The following is a 15,225-nucleotide window of genomic DNA, read 5'->3' as shown; positions in this document are numbered from 1 at the left end:
AAATTGCAAAAGAGAAAGAAGGCAGGGTGACACGATGAATGTTAAACGATCCCTCCTGTTCATTATTGTACTATGTCTGACGCTGTTTTTTCATAGCTCGGCTCAAGCAGGAGAAAAAAACAAACCGGAAATCAAAAGCGTTTCCGCTATATTGATCGATGGGAAATCGGGCCAGGTCCTCTATGAAAAAAACAGCCGCAAAAAAATGTATCCAGCCAGCATAACCAAAATTGCCACGGCGATTTATGCAATAGAAAACGGAAATTTGGAAGATCGTGTGAAAGTCAGCAAAAATGCCGCTCAAACGGAAGGATCAAGCGTATATCTGGAAGAGGGGGAGTCGGTTCCATTAAAACGGCTGCTCCAAGGGCTGCTGATGAATTCGGGAAATGACGCCGGTACGGCGATCGCCGAACATCTCAGCGGAAGCGTGAAACAGTTTGCGGATGATTTGAACGCGTTTATTGCCGAACATGCCGGAGTGCATGACACTCATTTTATGAATCCTCACGGGCTGTTTGACAAAAATCATTATACGACGTCTGCCGACATGGCGAGAATTACTGAGTACGCAATGAAAAACAAAACGTTCCGAGCGCTTTTTTCGGAAAAGCAAACGGATTGGCACGGACAGACATGGGACACGACGCTTAAAAACCATCATCGAATGCTGACGGGTGAGATTCCTTACAGAGGTATAACCGGCGGCAAAACAGGATTTGTGGATGAATCAAAGCATACCCTTGTCACGACGGCAACGCGGGGCAGCCTTGATTTAATTGCGGTCGTCATGAAGGCAGATAGCAAGAAAATGATGTACAGCGATACAAAAGCTCTTCTGGATGAGGGATTTCACAATTTCGAGACACAAGAACTCAAAAAGGGAGAAGCGTTTACGGACCAGAACGGGACGAGCCATGAACTGAAGGACCCTTTATACGTTACGAAAAAGAAAGGCGAAGTTCTGAGTGAAAATGTAGACACGGACGGAATCCTTAACATTAAAGGGGAGGATGGCAGGCTGCTTCAAGCCCTGCAAATCGCAGAACCATTCAGCGCGGAAATGACAAACGGTACAGATGCTATTCAGGGTCAACCGCAAAGTAAAGGCGGATTGTTTTTATTTGTGTTCGGCCTAATCGGTTTATTGACGGCCAGCTATGCGGTCAAGCGGATGAGGCAGCTGTAATATGATAAGGGAAGAGGCGAGCCGGCTCACAAGCCGGCCGTTTTTTTATTTGCCCTGAAAAGGCAAATTTATCTTATAATGGAAACAAGCCAATGAAAGGGGACGGGAACAATGACATTTCATCAACTTAAGGATACGTGGGATCTCGAGGTTTTCTTTAAAGGCGGGAGCGGCTCCGCCGAATTCCGCCAATATTTAAATGAGATTAAAACACTGCTTTCAACTTTTAAACGTTCGGCCGAGGCTCTTACCGTCTCAAAAAGCGGCCTTGATGAATTGAAAGAAACGCTGGCGCTTTTTGAAACAATTGATGTTAAAATCCGCGAAGCAGACGCTTTTGTCGGATGTCTCCAAGCCCAGGACACCGCGGATTTAAAGGCGAATGCCCTTAATTTTGAGGTCACCCGGCTCGCTGCCGATGCGCAGAAGGCGCTGGTCGTGCTTGACAGCAAATTTGCCGTTGTCCCAAATGTAGAATGGGAAGCGATCCTTCAAGATGAAAGCATTTCCGATATCGCTTATATTTTGAATGAGAGAAGAGAGCGGGTAACGGAAAAGCTTAGTTCCGAACAGGAAACATTGATTCAAGGCTTGTCTGTTGACGGATATCATGCCTGGGGCGATATGTACGACAGCATCGTCGACCAAATTCAAATTCCGTATGAAGAAGATGGCGAGACGAAAATTCTGTCTGTCGGACAGGCGCAGAACCTGACATCTAAACCTGACAGAAAGATCCGCCGCTCCGTATCGGAAAATTTGGACCACGGCTGGGAACAGCACGCTGATTTGCTCAGCAGCACGCTGAATCACCTCGCCGGTTTCAGACTGAACGTCTATGAGGCGAGAGGCTGGGACAATGTATTGAAAGAACCGCTGGACATCAACCGCATGAAGCAGGAAACCCTTGATGTCATGTGGCAGGTCATTATTGATCATAAAAAGCCGTTTGCAGACTATCTTTCCCGGAAGGCGTCTTTGCTCGGACTGGATAAACTGAGCTGGTATGACGTCGAAGCGCCGATCGGTTCAGCAGCAAAGGAATATTCGTATCAAGAGGCAGCCGCTTTTATTACCGGGCAGTTTAAAACGTTTGGAAAAAAGCTCTCCTCCTTTGCTGAAAAGGCGCTCAGAGACAGATGGGTTGAAGCTGAAGACAGGGGAGGAAAACGTCCGGGCGGCTTTTGCGCCAATTTTCCTGACAGCGGGGAATCAAGAATATTTATGACATTTGCAGGAAGCCAGTCAAACGTTTCCACCTTGGCGCATGAGCTTGGCCATGCCTTTCATCAGGAATCCATGCTGGACGTCAGGCCGCTGAACAGGGCGTATGCGATGAATGTGGCGGAAACGGCGTCCACCTTTGCAGAAATGATCGTGGCCGATGCGGCGTTAAAACAAGCCGGTTCAGACGAAGAAAAAATCGTCCTTCTGGAAGATAAGGTTCAGCGGAGCGTCGCCTTTTTTATGAACATTCACGCAAGGTTCCTATTTGAAACCCGCTTCTACGATGAACGAAAAAACGGCGTCGTATCCGCCGGAAGGCTGAACGAACTGATGGAAGAAGCTCAGAAAGAAGCGTTTTGCGGTGCGCTTGGCGAGTATCATCCGTATTTTTGGGCATCAAAGCTTCATTTTTATATTACGTCTGTTCCGTTTTACAATTTTCCTTATACGTTCGGCTACTTGTTTTCGCTTGGCATTTACGCGCAAGCGCTGAAAGAGGGTGCGGCATTTGAAGAAAAATATATTGCTCTCTTAAAAGATACAGCCTCCATGTCTGTTGAGGAACTGGCCATGAAGCATCTCGGCGCCGATCTGACGAAGCGGGATTTCTGGGAAGCGGCCATTCAGCCGGCTGTCCGAGATGCAGAAGCATTTTTAGCGATGACATAAATGCTTCCGCTTAGATTGAATGAGTTTCCGCAAAGTGGACATAGCTAAGGATAATGTGCATAGAGGAGATGAACGGGATGAATCAATTTCGGATGGCCGTTATCGCTCTCGTCCTGATCCTGTTGACCGGCTGCGGCTCCATAGCGGAAGAACATGCGGAAGGCAAGGAGGCCGTTCCCGATAACGCCCCTGTTTCAGATGTGAAAAGCGTGCCTTACGCTGCATTTGCATTGGAAGTGAACTATGGCCATGGAAAGCACAATACGTTTGAAGCCGTATACGACAAACAGGAGCGGGAAGAAGCATCGATTAAAGACTATCTGAACGGAGCGGACCGCGAAGGGGAGGAAGCTTTAAACGAAATGAAAATGGTTTTAAGCGAGCTTTCGATCGCCAAATCCGATTCAGAGCAGGACGTGATCAGCAATGTGCTCGAGGCCTTCAATCTTGACGAACAATATGACCGGTTTCAGCTGCGGGTGAAATGGCCTGATGGCACGTCCAGAATCTATAACGGAAAATAAACAAAAGAGCATTTCCAAACTGGAAATGCTCTTTTTTGCTTAAGATTTTAAAAAGTATTTTTCGATGTCATCAAGGAACAGATACGCTGCTTTTACGCCGCCGGCCGTCGTCCAGATCGCATCGTCGACTTCATGGGCGTTTCCGGTTTTTACAGCGTTCAATTTTTTCCACAGCGGATCGCTTGTCCAATCGTTTTGCCATGTTTCAGCTTCTTTTTTGCTTTCGGCAGGTTTATATGTGAAATAGAACAGGACATCTCCGTCCATATCAGGGATCGATTCTTTATTTTCCGTCATAAAAACAAATTTGTCGTCTTGTTTCTCAAACAGTTTTTCCTGTTTTTCCGGATACTTGAATCCGAGCTGATCCAGGATAATTCCCGGGAAAGAATCTTTATAGTAAATCCTTGATTGGCCGGCCATAAATCTGATTACCGACACCCGTTTCTTTTTCTGGTCGCCGAGCTTGTCGCTTAATTCGCTGACTTTTTTATCGAAATCTTCTAAAATTTCTTTGCCCTTTTTCTCTTTATTCACCGCTTTCGCGTAGAGAGAGAAGTTGTCTTTCCATTCTCCGCGCAGCGTCTCAGAGAAGACAGTCGGAGCAATTTGTTTAAGCTTGTCGTAGATTTTTTCATGCCTCATTTTATTTCCGATGATTAAATCAGGCTTCAGCTCGGCAATCGCTTCGATATTCGGTTCGCCTTCTAGCCCGACTTGCTTAACGCCTTTCATATCGGCTTGAATATGCTGATACCAAGGATCGCCTGTCCAGGATTTGACTGCACCCACAGGTTTGATTCCGAGTTCCAAAAGCGCTTCGGTTCCTTCATTTGTCAGGACGACGACTCTTTTCGGGTCTGCAGGCACTCGGTCTTCCGTACCCATTGCATGTTTAACGGTGATCGTATCTTTATTCTCTCCGCCCTTTGCAGAGTCATCTTTGCCTCCGCCGCAGGCTGCAAGAATTGAAATCGCTAACAAAGCGATAAATCCAACAATTGACCATCTCTTCATGTGTGTCCTCCTTAGGTATGTAAGTCATTCATCCTGATCATAATTTTTGATCAGAATTTTGTCAATTGTTAATTGAAAATGATTTTCAAGATCAGTGTTATCTGATACAATAACCAGTAGATGTTTCAGTCAAACTAGGAGAATTTTAATTTATGCTCTTAAGAACGAATAAATATAGAACAATCGCACTACTGTCGTTTATTTTGGTGCTGGCTGCCGCCGTTTGCGCCAGTATCGTATACGGTTATACGAATACGTCATGGTCGATGGCCTACAAGGCTTTTACGGACTTCAGCGGCTCTAATGAACATCTGGTCATCAAAAACGTGCGTTTGCCGCGCGCGCTGATCGCTGCAACTGTCGGCGCTTCCCTCGGGGTAGCCGGCGCTTTAATGCAGGCGATGACAAAAAATCCGCTTGCTTCTCCGGGAATTTTCGGTGTGAATGCGGGCGCCGGCTTCTTTGTTGTTGGAGCGCTGTTTTTCTTTCATGTCAGTTCGCTTCAGGCGATTGCATGGATCTCATTTTTCGGCGCAGCCTTTGCCGCGCTTGTCGTCTATTTTGTCGGCTCTCTCGGAAGGGAAGGTCTGACGCCGGTCAAGCTGACGCTTGCAGGGGCGGCGATGTCAGCGCTGTTCTCATCACTGACGCAAGGAATGCTTTCCGTTAATGAAGCAGCTCTTGAGCAGGCGCTGTTTTGGCTTGCGGGCTCTGTCCAGGGGCGCGACCTCAGCCTCTTGGTCTCCGTTCTTCCATATATCGTGCCCGCATTCATCATCAGCTTTTTGCTAGGATCCAAAATCAATGTCTTAACAATGGGGGAGGAAGTGGCAAAAAGCCTCGGCCAAAAAACGTGGCTGATTAAAGCGCTGATGGCGGTTTCGATTGTCCTGCTAGCCGGGGGATCTGTCGCCGTGGCCGGGCCGATCGGCTTTATCGGCATTGTCATCCCGCATTTTGCTAAATTTATCGTCGGGCACGACCATCGCTGGGTTCTTCCGTACTGCGCCGTGCTTGGAGCCATCCTGCTCGTTACCGCAGACATTGGCGCAAGGTACCTGATCATGCCTGAAGAAGTACCTGTCGGCGTCATGACAGCCATCATTGGGACACCCATTTTTGTCTATATCGCGAGAAGGGGGTTCCAAAAATGAAAAATTACCGCACGCTGAGAATCGGAAAAGGCGGCATTTCACTGTTGATCGGCAAAAAAGCGCTGTTTTCGTTCATGATCCTATTGGTGTTGACGGCTTGTGCCGTCGTCCTCAGCGCCGGCATCGGCGAACGTTTTATTTCGCCGGGAGCCGTCGCGAAAACGTTTTTGGGCATGGGTGATCCGGGCGATGACCTGATTATCATGTCCTTCAGGATGCCGCGGATTTTGGTCGCTCTGTTTGCCGGAATCTGTCTGGCGGCTGCCGGATCGATCCTCCAGGGTCTGATCCGCAATCCGCTCGCTTCGCCGGATATCATCGGTGTGACCGGCGGGGCTTCAGTCGCCGTTGTCTTGTTTTTAATGCTGTTTTCCAATAAAAATAATGCGCTTACGGTCAGCATCAGCTGGCTCCCGGTTGCCGCATTTGTCGGCGCTGCCCTCGCCGGAATGCTCGTTTATTTTCTTTCATATAAAAACGGCTCTTCGACTTTCAGGCTCGTTTTGATCGGAATCGGATTTTCGATGCTTGCCCAGTCGCTGACGACATTGTTTATGATAAAAGGACCGATATACAGAATGTCCCAGGCGAACGTCTGGATTACCGGATCAGTATATGGCTCCAACTGGCAGGATGTGAACGTTTTATTGCCGGCTGCGCTTGTCCTTTTGCTGATATCGGCAGCCGCCGCCAGAAACGTCAATATCCAGACGCTCGGCGAAGAACTGGCGACAGGAGCGGGCAGCTCGGTTCAGCGAAACCGCTTTTTGCTCCTGCTTCTGAGCACTGCTTTTGCCGGAATCGCCGTTGCTTTTGCCGGAACTGTCGGTTTTGTCGGTTTGATGGCCCCGCATATCGCAAGAAGGCTTGTCGGATCGTCATTCGGCGCCCTCTTGCCGGTTGCCGCGCTGATCGGAGGATTGCTCGTGCTGATTGCCGACATCATCGGCCGCACGCTTTTTTCTCCCGTTGAAGTGCCTGCCGGTGTGTTTACCGCCGCGATCGGCGCCCCTTACTTTATCTACTTGCTGTATAAAAGCAGAAACCAATAAAAGGAGAGATTTCATTTATGAGTGCCATTTCAACAGAAACGTTAAGCTTAGGTTATGGAGAAACAATCATTATTGATGAGTTAAACTTAACGATCCCAAAAGGTGAAATCACCGTATTTATCGGCAGCAACGGCTGCGGTAAGTCGACTCTCCTTCGGTCTCTCGCACGTTTGATGAAGCCAAAGGGCGGTTCGGTGCTCCTCGAAGGCAGCTCCATCGCCAAGCTTCCGACGAAAGAAGTGGCAAAGGAGCTGGCCATTCTTCCTCAAGGCCCTTCGGCTCCGGAAGGCTTGACCGTTCTCCAGCTCGTTAGGCAGGGGCGGTATCCTTACCAAAACTGGCTGAAGCAATGGTCAGCAGAAGATGAAGAGGCCGTGCAAAGGGCTTTGAAAGCGACAAGAATGGAAGAACTGGCTGAGCGTACAGTCGATTCCTTGTCAGGAGGCCAGCGGCAGCGCGCTTGGATCGCGATGACGCTCGCCCAGGAAACGGATATCATTTTACTGGATGAACCGACGACATACTTGGATATGACGCATCAAATCGAAATTCTGGACCTATTGTTTGAATTAAATGAACACGAAAAGCGCACGATCGTGATGGTGCTGCACGATTTGAACCTCGCCTGCCGCTACGCCCACCACCTCGTCGCGATTAAAGATAAAAAGATATATGCCGAAGGCCGGCCTGAATCCATTATCAACTGCAAGCTTGTACAGGACGTTTTTGAAATGGACTGCGAAGTGACGAAAGATCCGCTTTTCGGCACGCCGCACTGCATTCCGTACGGAAAAGGAAGATGCATCGTCCAGCAGGTGGTTCAGTCCCATGCTTAATTTAACAAAAGAGGAGCTTGAGTCATTGCTTCGTTTCCGCCTTGGAACGAAGCAGACCGGCTCCTTATTCTCTGTTAAAGGAAACATGCTCCTTGATGAGGATTTTTTAGGCCGTTATGCAGAAGCTATAAAAGACAGGCTGAACGCTCCGAATCAAAAAGTTGCGGCTTCAATGCTCGTTAAGCGCGGCGGCATGCTTGCTGCGCTGCATTTCTATCTGTTTACGGTTTGCGGAAAACGGCTCCCAGCCGACCCGGCTTCCGTATCGTGGGAGATAGAAGCGGATGATCAAGGATGGACGCCGTCGTTTTATTTTCACAAAGGTGCTGAGCTTATCGAAGGGGACCGCACCGAAGAACTGAAAAAATTGACCGAAGATATCTTCAGGCGCCATTTGGGCGGCATGATCGAGGCCTGTCGACAGACATTCTCGATTTCAAAGCACATTCTTTGGGAAAATATTGCGGTTTATCTGTATTGGATGTACGACATGCTTCAGGAAGATCCGAAGCTCAAGGCACGGGCGGCGCGAGATTTCCGTTTTCTTCTTTACGAAGCAGAGCCAGGCCTTTTTGATGAAGGTGAGGACGAAAACCCTCTCAAAAGGTTTTATCCCGGACAGCATGCGGAGGATCGGACACGCACGACTTGCTGTCTGTATTATGCAACAGACGAAAACGGCGTCAAATGCAGAACATGCCCGAGAAATAAACATAAAGAAAGGGTGTCGTGAGTGGAAAAACTCAGGGAGCAGCTGGACGGACTGGTCGAGAAATATACGGAACTGCTTTTGGGCGAAACGGACGAAGAACTGAAAGAACAGGTGAAGATGTGGATCATCTACAGCCATATCGCCAAAAGCATGCCGCCCCTCGCCAAGCATTGGAACGGAGCTTATCCGGATGCGAAGCAGGGGATAAAAGAAGTAATCCGCCAGATTAAAGAACGTAATGAAGCGCACCGGGCGGCTAATCAGAAAAAATAAGCAGAGAGATTCCTCTGCTTATTTTTTGTTTATTGATTTTGCTGATAAGGCGACTGGTCTTGCAGTGTAGAATGGAACTGCTGATAGGACTGCTGGATTTTTTGGGCATCTTCTGCCTCCACCTTGTACCATCCGTTTTGAAACATTACCTGGTACAATCTGCGCTGAGCGTTTTGCGCCTCGTTAAACAGCGGCTGTACGGCCTGGTAAAGCGATTCATGGCTTAGTTCATTAAGCGCCGTCGAGTATGCTGACGTCATATATTTTTCGGTTGTCAGCAGTTCGTTGACAAAATCCCTGTCGTTCATCGCGCTCGTCTTTGGGACAGGGGTTTCCTGATTGCCGATTTTCTGTTGGTTTTGCTGATTCATCATTGACCTCCTATTGCATGTATGCTGACGGGTTTTGCGTTTGATTTTGACGAAGCTGCTCCAATATCATATTGTAATGGTGATGGTGCATTTGGCCGACCCTGTCGAGTTCTGTTTTAAGAGACTGATCCTGGCATTGATCCGCCATAAAATGCGCTTTTTTCATCGCGAGCAGGTTCCAGTTCAGCATATCCTGCAAATACAGATGGTCCTTCGTTGAAATGACCGGCGGCGGTGTTGTCATTCCTTGCTGCTGCATGCGTCTGCCTCCTTTTAGCGTTTATTTTTAGATTTCCTAACACAGCGGAAATTTATACCGGATGCTTAAAGGGGCTTAGTGATCTTCAGGAACATCCATATTATGCTTTTTATATTGCTGGTTTTGGCTTGTCCGTTTACCGCCCGCATCCGTCTTTTTATAATCCGGACCTGCATTGCCTTTTATGCTTGCGGCGCTGACTGCGGCAGAAGATGGATTTTTTCTTTCACGTACCAAGGCCTTCACCTCCTCTCTATTGGTTTGTCCCAAAAGCGGGGAAACATGTAAACACGGCAAGATCATACCCGATGAAAAAAATTCAGAAATTTTGCACCAAGTTATTGAACTCGCTTCCAAAATCTTTTAAGATGAAAGAAGACAGGAGAGTTTATTTTTTTGGAGTAAAAATGAATGAGTATTCATTCAAAGGTGGGGGAGGATCTTTCATGGTCAAGCATATTCGAAAAGCCGCCGTTATCGGTTCCGGTGTTATGGGTTCCGGCATCGCGGCTCACTTAGCCAATATCGGGATTCCTGTATTACTGCTCGATATGGTGCCGCATGAATTAACAGATGAGGAAAGGAAAAAAGGCCGCACCCTTGAAGACCCGGATGTGCGCAATCGGCTGGCACGGACAGCCGTACAAAAGCTGCTAAAGCAAAAACCGGCTCCGCTGACTTCAAAGAAGAATATCAGCCGTATCAGCACAGGGAACATGGAAGACGATTTTGAAAAGATTAAAGATGCCGACTGGATTATTGAAGTTGTTGTCGAAAACCTGGAGATCAAAAAGCAAGTGTTTTCAAAGGTCGATCAATACAGAAAACAAGGAAGCATCGTCAGCAGCAACACATCAGGCATCTCCGTCAGGCAGATGGCTGAGGGAAGGTCCGCTGATTTTAAAAAGCACTTTTTAGGAACGCACTTCTTCAATCCGGCCCGCTATTTAAAGCTCCTTGAGGTGATTCCGATTGACGAAACGGAGCCCGAAGTGCTGTCCTTTATGAAGAAATTCGGCGAAGACGTTCTTGGCAAAGGGGTTGTTGAAGCGAAAGACACGCCAAACTTTATCGCCAACCGCATCGGAACCTACGGCTTGCTTGTGACGGTTCAGGAAATGCTGAAAGGCGGCTACACGATAGGCGAAGTCGATTCGATTACAGGTCCGCTGATCGGACGCCCGAAAAGCGCGACCTTCAGAACGCTCGATGTCGTCGGCCTTGATACATTTTCACACGTTGCCAAAAATGTCTATAACCAAGTCACGGGCGAAGAAAAAAACGTTTTCCGGCTCCCTGAATTTATTGAACAAATGCTCGAAAAAGGCTGGATCGGGAGCAAAGCGAAACAAGGTTTTTACAAAAAAGAAGGAAAAGACATCCTTGAGCTCGATCCGATGACGATGACCTACAGCGCGCGTCAAACATTAAAAACATCGGGACTGGAAGCGGCCAAGCAAATGAAAGGCGCAGGAGCGAGATTGAAAGCGCTTGTTTATTCCGATGACAGGGCGGGAAGCCTCCTTTGGAAGATTACAGCTCCGACGCTTGTATATTCGGCGGAGCTGACAGGGGAAATCGCCGACAGCATAACGGCGGTTGATCAGGCGATGAAATGGGGATTCGGCTGGTCGGAAGGGCCGTTTGAAATGTGGGACAGCATCGGTGTGAAAAGCTCGGTGCAAAAGCTTGAAGCAGAGGGCTGGAAGGTCGCGGACTGGGTGAAGGAAATGCTCGCAAAAGGACATGAAACCTTCTACCTTAAGGAAAACGGAAAGACGTTCTACTACTGTTTTGAAAGCGGCGAATACAGGGCGCTTCAAGAAAACAAGAAAACGATCCATTTGTCGTCACTCAAAGAAACAAAAGGCGTCATCAAGAAAAACAGCGGGGCAAGTTTGGTCGATTTAGGCGATGATGTCGCACTGCTCGAATTTCACTCGAAAAGCAACGCAATCGGCCTGGACATCATTCAAATGCTGAAATTTGCTCTCGAGGAAGTAGACGCCAACTATAAAGGGCTTGTGATCGGCAACCAGGGCAAAAATTTCTGCGTCGGAGCCAATCTCGCGATGATGCTGATGGAAGCTCAAGACGACAACTATATGGAAATTGACATGATCATCCGTCAGTTCCAAGAGACGATGATGAAAGTGAAATACAGTTCCAAGCCGGTCGTCGCTGCTCCGTTCGGCATGACGCTTGGCGGGGGGACTGAGCTATGCCTGCCTGCTGCCCGTGTTCAAGCCTCAAGCGAATCATACATGGGCCTCGTTGAAACAGGCGTCGGTCTGATTCCGGGCGGCGGAGGCAATAAAGAGCTTTATTTAAATTACTTGAAAGGGCTGCCTGAAGGCGTTAAACCGGATATCCAGGAGGCCGCCATCAAGACGTTTGAGACAATTGCCCTTGCAAAAACGTCGACTTCGGCTCAAGAAGCGAAAGAACTGAACATCTTAACCGCAGAGGATCAAATCAGCATCAATCAGGATCACTTGTTATACGATGCCAAAAAACTCGTCCTGACACTTTCCGAAAGCGGCTACCGTCCGCCGGTGAAAGAGAAAGTTCCGGTGACGGGCGAAACCGGCTATGCGGCGCTCCTGCTCGGTGCTGAATCGTTAAAACTTTCCGGCGCCATCTCTGAACACGACATGAAGATTGCGAAAAAACTGGCGTTTGTCATCGCGGGCGGCCGAGTTCCATTCGGCGCCGAAGTAACGGAAGAATACTTGCTCAATTTGGAAAGAGAAGCGTTTCTGAGCCTTGTGAGCGAACCGAAATCGCAGGCGAGAATGCAGCATATGCTTGTGAAAGGCAAACCTTTGCGTAATTAGGAGGGAAAATAATGAAAGAGGCAGTTATTGTATCGGGGGCGAGAACCCCGATCGGAAAAGCAAAAAAAGGCTCATTGAGGACTGTCCGTCCCGATGATTTAGGCGCATATGCGGTGAGAGAGACGCTGAAAAGAGCGGGCGGTTATGAAGGGAATATCGATGATTTGATCATCGGCTGCGCTACGCCGGAAGCCGAACAAGGCTTGAATATGGCGCGCAATATCGGCGCGCTTGCCGGTCTGCCGCACACAGTTCCGGCCGTTACGATCAACAGATATTGTTCATCAGGACTTCAATCAATCGCTTACGGGGCCGAAAAAATCATGCTTGGAGCTGCTGACACGATCATTGCAGGCGGCGCCGAATCGATGAGCATCGTGCCGATGATGGGTCATATCGTCAGACCGAACGCGGCTCTGGCGGAAACGGCTCCTGAATATTATATGGGAATGGGCCATACGGCTGAACAGGTTGCCGTCAAATACGGCGTTTCCAGGGAGGACCAAGATGCATTTGCCGTCAACAGCCATCAAAAAGCAGCCAAGGCGATCGCGGAAGGAAAGTTCGAAGATGAAATCGTCCCGGTGGACGTCACCGTCAGAGAAGTGGATGAACATCATAACCTGAAGGAGCGGACGTTTACTTTCTCTGCCGATGAAGGTGTACGCCCGGGGACAACCAAAGACGTTCTGTCAACGTTGAAACCGGCGTTTTCGGCAAACGGCTCGGTTACGGCAGGGAATTCCTCGCAGACGAGCGACGGGGCTGCCGCAGTGATGATCATGGACAGAGAAAAAGCGGACGCACTCGGGTTAAAGCCCCTCGCAAAATTTCGTTCGTTCGCAGTCGGCGGCGTTCCGCCGGAAGTGATGGGCATCGGCCCTGTGGAAGCAGTCCCAAGGGCGCTGAAGATGGCGGGACTTGAGCTGTCGGATATCGGTTTATTCGAATTAAATGAGGCGTTTGCATCGCAAGCGATCCAGGTCATCAGGTCGCTTGGCATTGATGAAGAAAAAGTCAATGTCAACGGCGGAGCGATTGCGCTCGGACATCCGCTCGGCTGCACGGGTACAAAGCTGACGCTGACATTGATCCACGAAATGCGCCGGAGAAGCGAGCAATTCGGCATTGTGACGATGTGTATCGGCGGAGGCATGGGAGCAGCAGGGGTATTCGAATTAGTTTAATCACAAGGGGGATGGAACAATGGAACAAACAAAAGATCATATGAAAAAAGGCGGCGCCTTTCTGATCGAAGAGGTAACGGCTGATCAGATGTTCACACCGGAAGATTTCACAGATGAACATAAAATGATCGCCAAAACGACTGAGGATTATATTCTCGGAGATGTGCTACCGTACATCGACGAAATTGAAGAGCACAATTTCGATCATTCTGTCAGGCTTCTGAAAAAAGCCGGCGAACTCGGGCTTCTCGGAGCTGACGTTCCTGAGGAGTATGGCGGACTCGGACTTGATAAAATCAGCTCGGCGTTAATCACCGAAAAATTTTCAAGAGCGGGGAGCTTTTCGTTATCGTACGGGGCGCACGTAGGGATCGGCACGCTTCCGATCGTATTTTTCGGAACCGAGGAGCAAAAGAAAAAGTATCTGCCGTCCCTTGCAACGGGGGAAAAGTTTGCAGCCTATGCTTTAACAGAGCCGGGCTCCGGGTCTGATGCATTAGGGGCAAAAACAACGGCCGTTTTGAATGAGGCGGGAACCCACTATATATTAAACGGCGAAAAGCAATGGATTACAAACTCAGCCTTTGCTGATATTTTCATCGTCTATGCGAAAATAGACGGCGAACATTTCTCGGCCTTCATTGTGGAAAAAGACTACTCAGGCGTCTCCACAGGGCCTGAAGAGAAAAAAATGGGCATCAAAGGCTCTTCGACCCGCACGCTCATCTTAGACCAGGTTCAAGTTCCAAAAGAAAACCTATTAGGTGAACCGGGAAAAGGGCATGTCATCGCCTTCAATATTTTAAATATCGGACGCTATAAGCTCGCTGTCGGGACAATCGGCGCTTCGAAACGGGTCATCGAGCTGTCCGCTTCATACGCCAATCAGCGCCAGCAGTTTAAGACACCGATTTCAAAGTTCAGCTTAATTGGGGAAAAAATCGCCAACATGTCAGTCAAACTTTATGCGATGGAAAGCTCTGTTTATCGTACGGTCGGGCTGTTTGAAGACAAAATGGGCACCTTGAGCGAAGAAGAGCAAAAAGACGGGCGCCAGGTTGCGAAATCGATCGCAGAATATGCAATCGAATGCTCCCTTAACAAAGTATTCGGATCTGAAACGCTTGATTATATCGTTGATGAAGGCGTTCAAATCCACGGCGGTTACGGATTCATGCAGGAATACGAAGTGGAGCGGGCTTACCGCGATTCACGGATTAACCGGATTTTTGAAGGCACAAACGAAATCAACCGGCTCATCGTCCCGGGCACCTACATGAAAAAAGCGATGAAAGGCGAGCTTCCTCTGTTTGAGAAAGCAAAGGCTCTTCAGGAAGAACTGATGATGCTCATGCCTGAAGAACCAGGTGACGGCGTTCTCGAACAGGAAAAGTATCTGCTGAGAAACGCCAAAAAGACCGCGCTCATGATCGCGGGACTCGCCGCGCAAAAATACGGAAAAGCGCTCGACCAGGAGCAGGAAATCCTCGTCAACATCGCCGACATTGTCAGCCAGATCTACGCAATGGAAGCAGCTATTTTACGTACTGAAAAAGCCATCCGGGCAACCGGCGAAGACAAAAACGCACAGAAAATTCTTTATACGCAAATTTTTGCGCAGGAAGCCTTTCAGGAAATTGAAAGCCATGCCAAAGAATCGCTCATTGCGATGGAATCAGGCGATTCGCTGCGCATGATGCTGTCCGCGCTGCGCAAATTGACGCGCTTTACGCCTGTCAACGTGATTGAGAAAAAGCGCCAGGCAGCCAAGGGAGTCTTTGAAGCTGAGAAATATATCGTTTAAACGAGAAGCCCTGCTTTAATGCAGGGCTTTCTGAGCTGTTAATAGAACCCGAGCACTGTTTTAGGTTTTTCATTCGATCTATGTTAAAATTACCTCGATTAAATGAGAGGGGTG

The 15,225-nt window shown here is 48.6% G+C and carries 15 protein-coding genes; 11 read left to right on the top strand and 4 right to left on the bottom strand.

Annotation, left to right across the window (positions count from 1 at the left end):
- Positions 1-34 precede the first annotated feature (34 nt).
- From H7F26_RS01855 to H7F26_RS01845, 3 genes are all read left to right on the top strand, one after another.
- Positions 35-1,189, top strand: coding sequence for a D-alanyl-D-alanine carboxypeptidase family protein (locus H7F26_RS01855; protein WP_017474853.1), 1,155 nt, complete (start codon positions 35-37; stop codon positions 1,187-1,189).
- A gap of 111 nt (positions 1,190-1,300) precedes the next feature.
- Complete coding sequence (locus tag H7F26_RS01850; protein ID WP_003185092.1) at positions 1,301-3,085, top strand: M3 family oligoendopeptidase; 1,785 nt, start codon at positions 1,301-1,303, stop codon at positions 3,083-3,085.
- A 77-nt stretch (positions 3,086-3,162) separates the two neighbouring features.
- On the top strand, positions 3,163-3,609 hold the full coding sequence (locus tag H7F26_RS01845; RefSeq protein ID WP_017474852.1) for a YusW family protein: 447 nt from the start codon (positions 3,163-3,165) through the stop codon (positions 3,607-3,609).
- A gap of 39 nt (positions 3,610-3,648) precedes the next feature.
- Here the strand turns inward: H7F26_RS01845 and H7F26_RS01840 are convergent, their stop codons facing one another.
- A complete protein-coding gene (locus H7F26_RS01840) occupies positions 3,649-4,626 on the bottom strand; it encodes an ABC transporter substrate-binding protein (protein WP_003185089.1) in 978 nt (325 codons plus the stop codon).
- A gap of 152 nt (positions 4,627-4,778) precedes the next feature.
- Between H7F26_RS01840 and H7F26_RS01835 the strand changes: the two genes are divergently transcribed.
- From H7F26_RS01835 to H7F26_RS01815, 5 genes are read left to right on the top strand one after another with little or no spacing between them, the layout of a single operon-like run.
- Entirely contained in the window at positions 4,779-5,780 is a 1,002-nt protein-coding gene (locus H7F26_RS01835; protein ID WP_003185088.1) for a FecCD family ABC transporter permease, read from the top strand.
- On the top strand, positions 5,777-6,832 hold the full coding sequence (locus tag H7F26_RS01830) for a FecCD family ABC transporter permease (RefSeq protein WP_003185086.1): 1,056 nt from the start codon (positions 5,777-5,779) through the stop codon (positions 6,830-6,832). The genes H7F26_RS01835 and H7F26_RS01830 overlap by 4 nt, the downstream gene beginning before the upstream one ends.
- A gap of 17 nt (positions 6,833-6,849) precedes the next feature.
- Complete coding sequence (locus H7F26_RS01825; protein ID WP_003185084.1) at positions 6,850-7,668, top strand: ABC transporter ATP-binding protein; 819 nt, start codon at positions 6,850-6,852, stop codon at positions 7,666-7,668.
- The gene (locus H7F26_RS01820; protein WP_003185082.1) at positions 7,661-8,401 is read left to right on the top strand and encodes an IucA/IucC family C-terminal-domain containing protein; all 741 of its coding nucleotides are present in this window, start codon (positions 7,661-7,663) and stop codon (positions 8,399-8,401) included. Before H7F26_RS01825 ends, H7F26_RS01820 begins: the two co-directional genes overlap by 8 nt.
- On the top strand, positions 8,402-8,653 hold the full coding sequence (locus H7F26_RS01815) for a YusU family protein (protein ID WP_003185080.1): 252 nt from the start codon (positions 8,402-8,404) through the stop codon (positions 8,651-8,653). It abuts the gene before it with no gap.
- A gap of 29 nt (positions 8,654-8,682) precedes the next feature.
- Here H7F26_RS01815 and H7F26_RS01810 read toward each other — a convergent pair whose 3' ends face one another.
- From H7F26_RS01810 to H7F26_RS01800, 3 genes are all read right to left on the bottom strand, one after another.
- Entirely contained in the window at positions 8,683-9,024 is a 342-nt protein-coding gene (locus H7F26_RS01810; RefSeq protein WP_003185077.1) for a spore coat protein, read from the bottom strand.
- 10 nt (positions 9,025-9,034) lie between these two features.
- Complete coding sequence (locus tag H7F26_RS01805) at positions 9,035-9,283, bottom strand: hypothetical protein (protein ID WP_003185076.1); 249 nt, start codon at positions 9,281-9,283, stop codon at positions 9,035-9,037.
- Between the two features lie 75 nt (positions 9,284-9,358).
- Complete coding sequence (locus H7F26_RS01800) at positions 9,359-9,520, bottom strand: YuzL family protein (RefSeq protein WP_003185074.1); 162 nt, start codon at positions 9,518-9,520, stop codon at positions 9,359-9,361.
- A gap of 209 nt (positions 9,521-9,729) precedes the next feature.
- Between H7F26_RS01800 and H7F26_RS01795 the strand changes: the two genes are divergently transcribed.
- From H7F26_RS01795 to H7F26_RS01785, 3 genes are read left to right on the top strand one after another with little or no spacing between them, the layout of a single operon-like run.
- Positions 9,730-12,120 carry a 3-hydroxyacyl-CoA dehydrogenase/enoyl-CoA hydratase family protein gene (locus H7F26_RS01795; protein WP_003185072.1) on the top strand — a complete coding sequence of 797 codons (2,391 nt, stop codon included), beginning with the start codon at positions 9,730-9,732 and terminating at the stop codon, positions 12,118-12,120.
- Between the two features lie 11 nt (positions 12,121-12,131).
- Positions 12,132-13,307 carry an acetyl-CoA C-acetyltransferase gene (locus tag H7F26_RS01790; RefSeq protein WP_003185071.1) on the top strand — a complete coding sequence of 392 codons (1,176 nt, stop codon included), beginning with the start codon at positions 12,132-12,134 and terminating at the stop codon, positions 13,305-13,307.
- 19 nt (positions 13,308-13,326) lie between these two features.
- Positions 13,327-15,111, top strand: coding sequence for an acyl-CoA dehydrogenase family protein (locus H7F26_RS01785; protein ID WP_003185070.1), 1,785 nt, complete (start codon positions 13,327-13,329; stop codon positions 15,109-15,111).
- Positions 15,112-15,225: the final 114 nt, after the last annotated feature.

Origin of the sequence: Bacillus sp. PAMC28748, assembly GCF_014250415.1 — a bacterium.
In the GTDB taxonomy this organism is placed as follows: domain Bacteria; phylum Bacillota; class Bacilli; order Bacillales; family Bacillaceae; genus Bacillus; species Bacillus licheniformis.
Note: the sequence above shows the minus strand (reverse complement) of the source record. Positions and strands in the feature narration are given on the sequence as shown.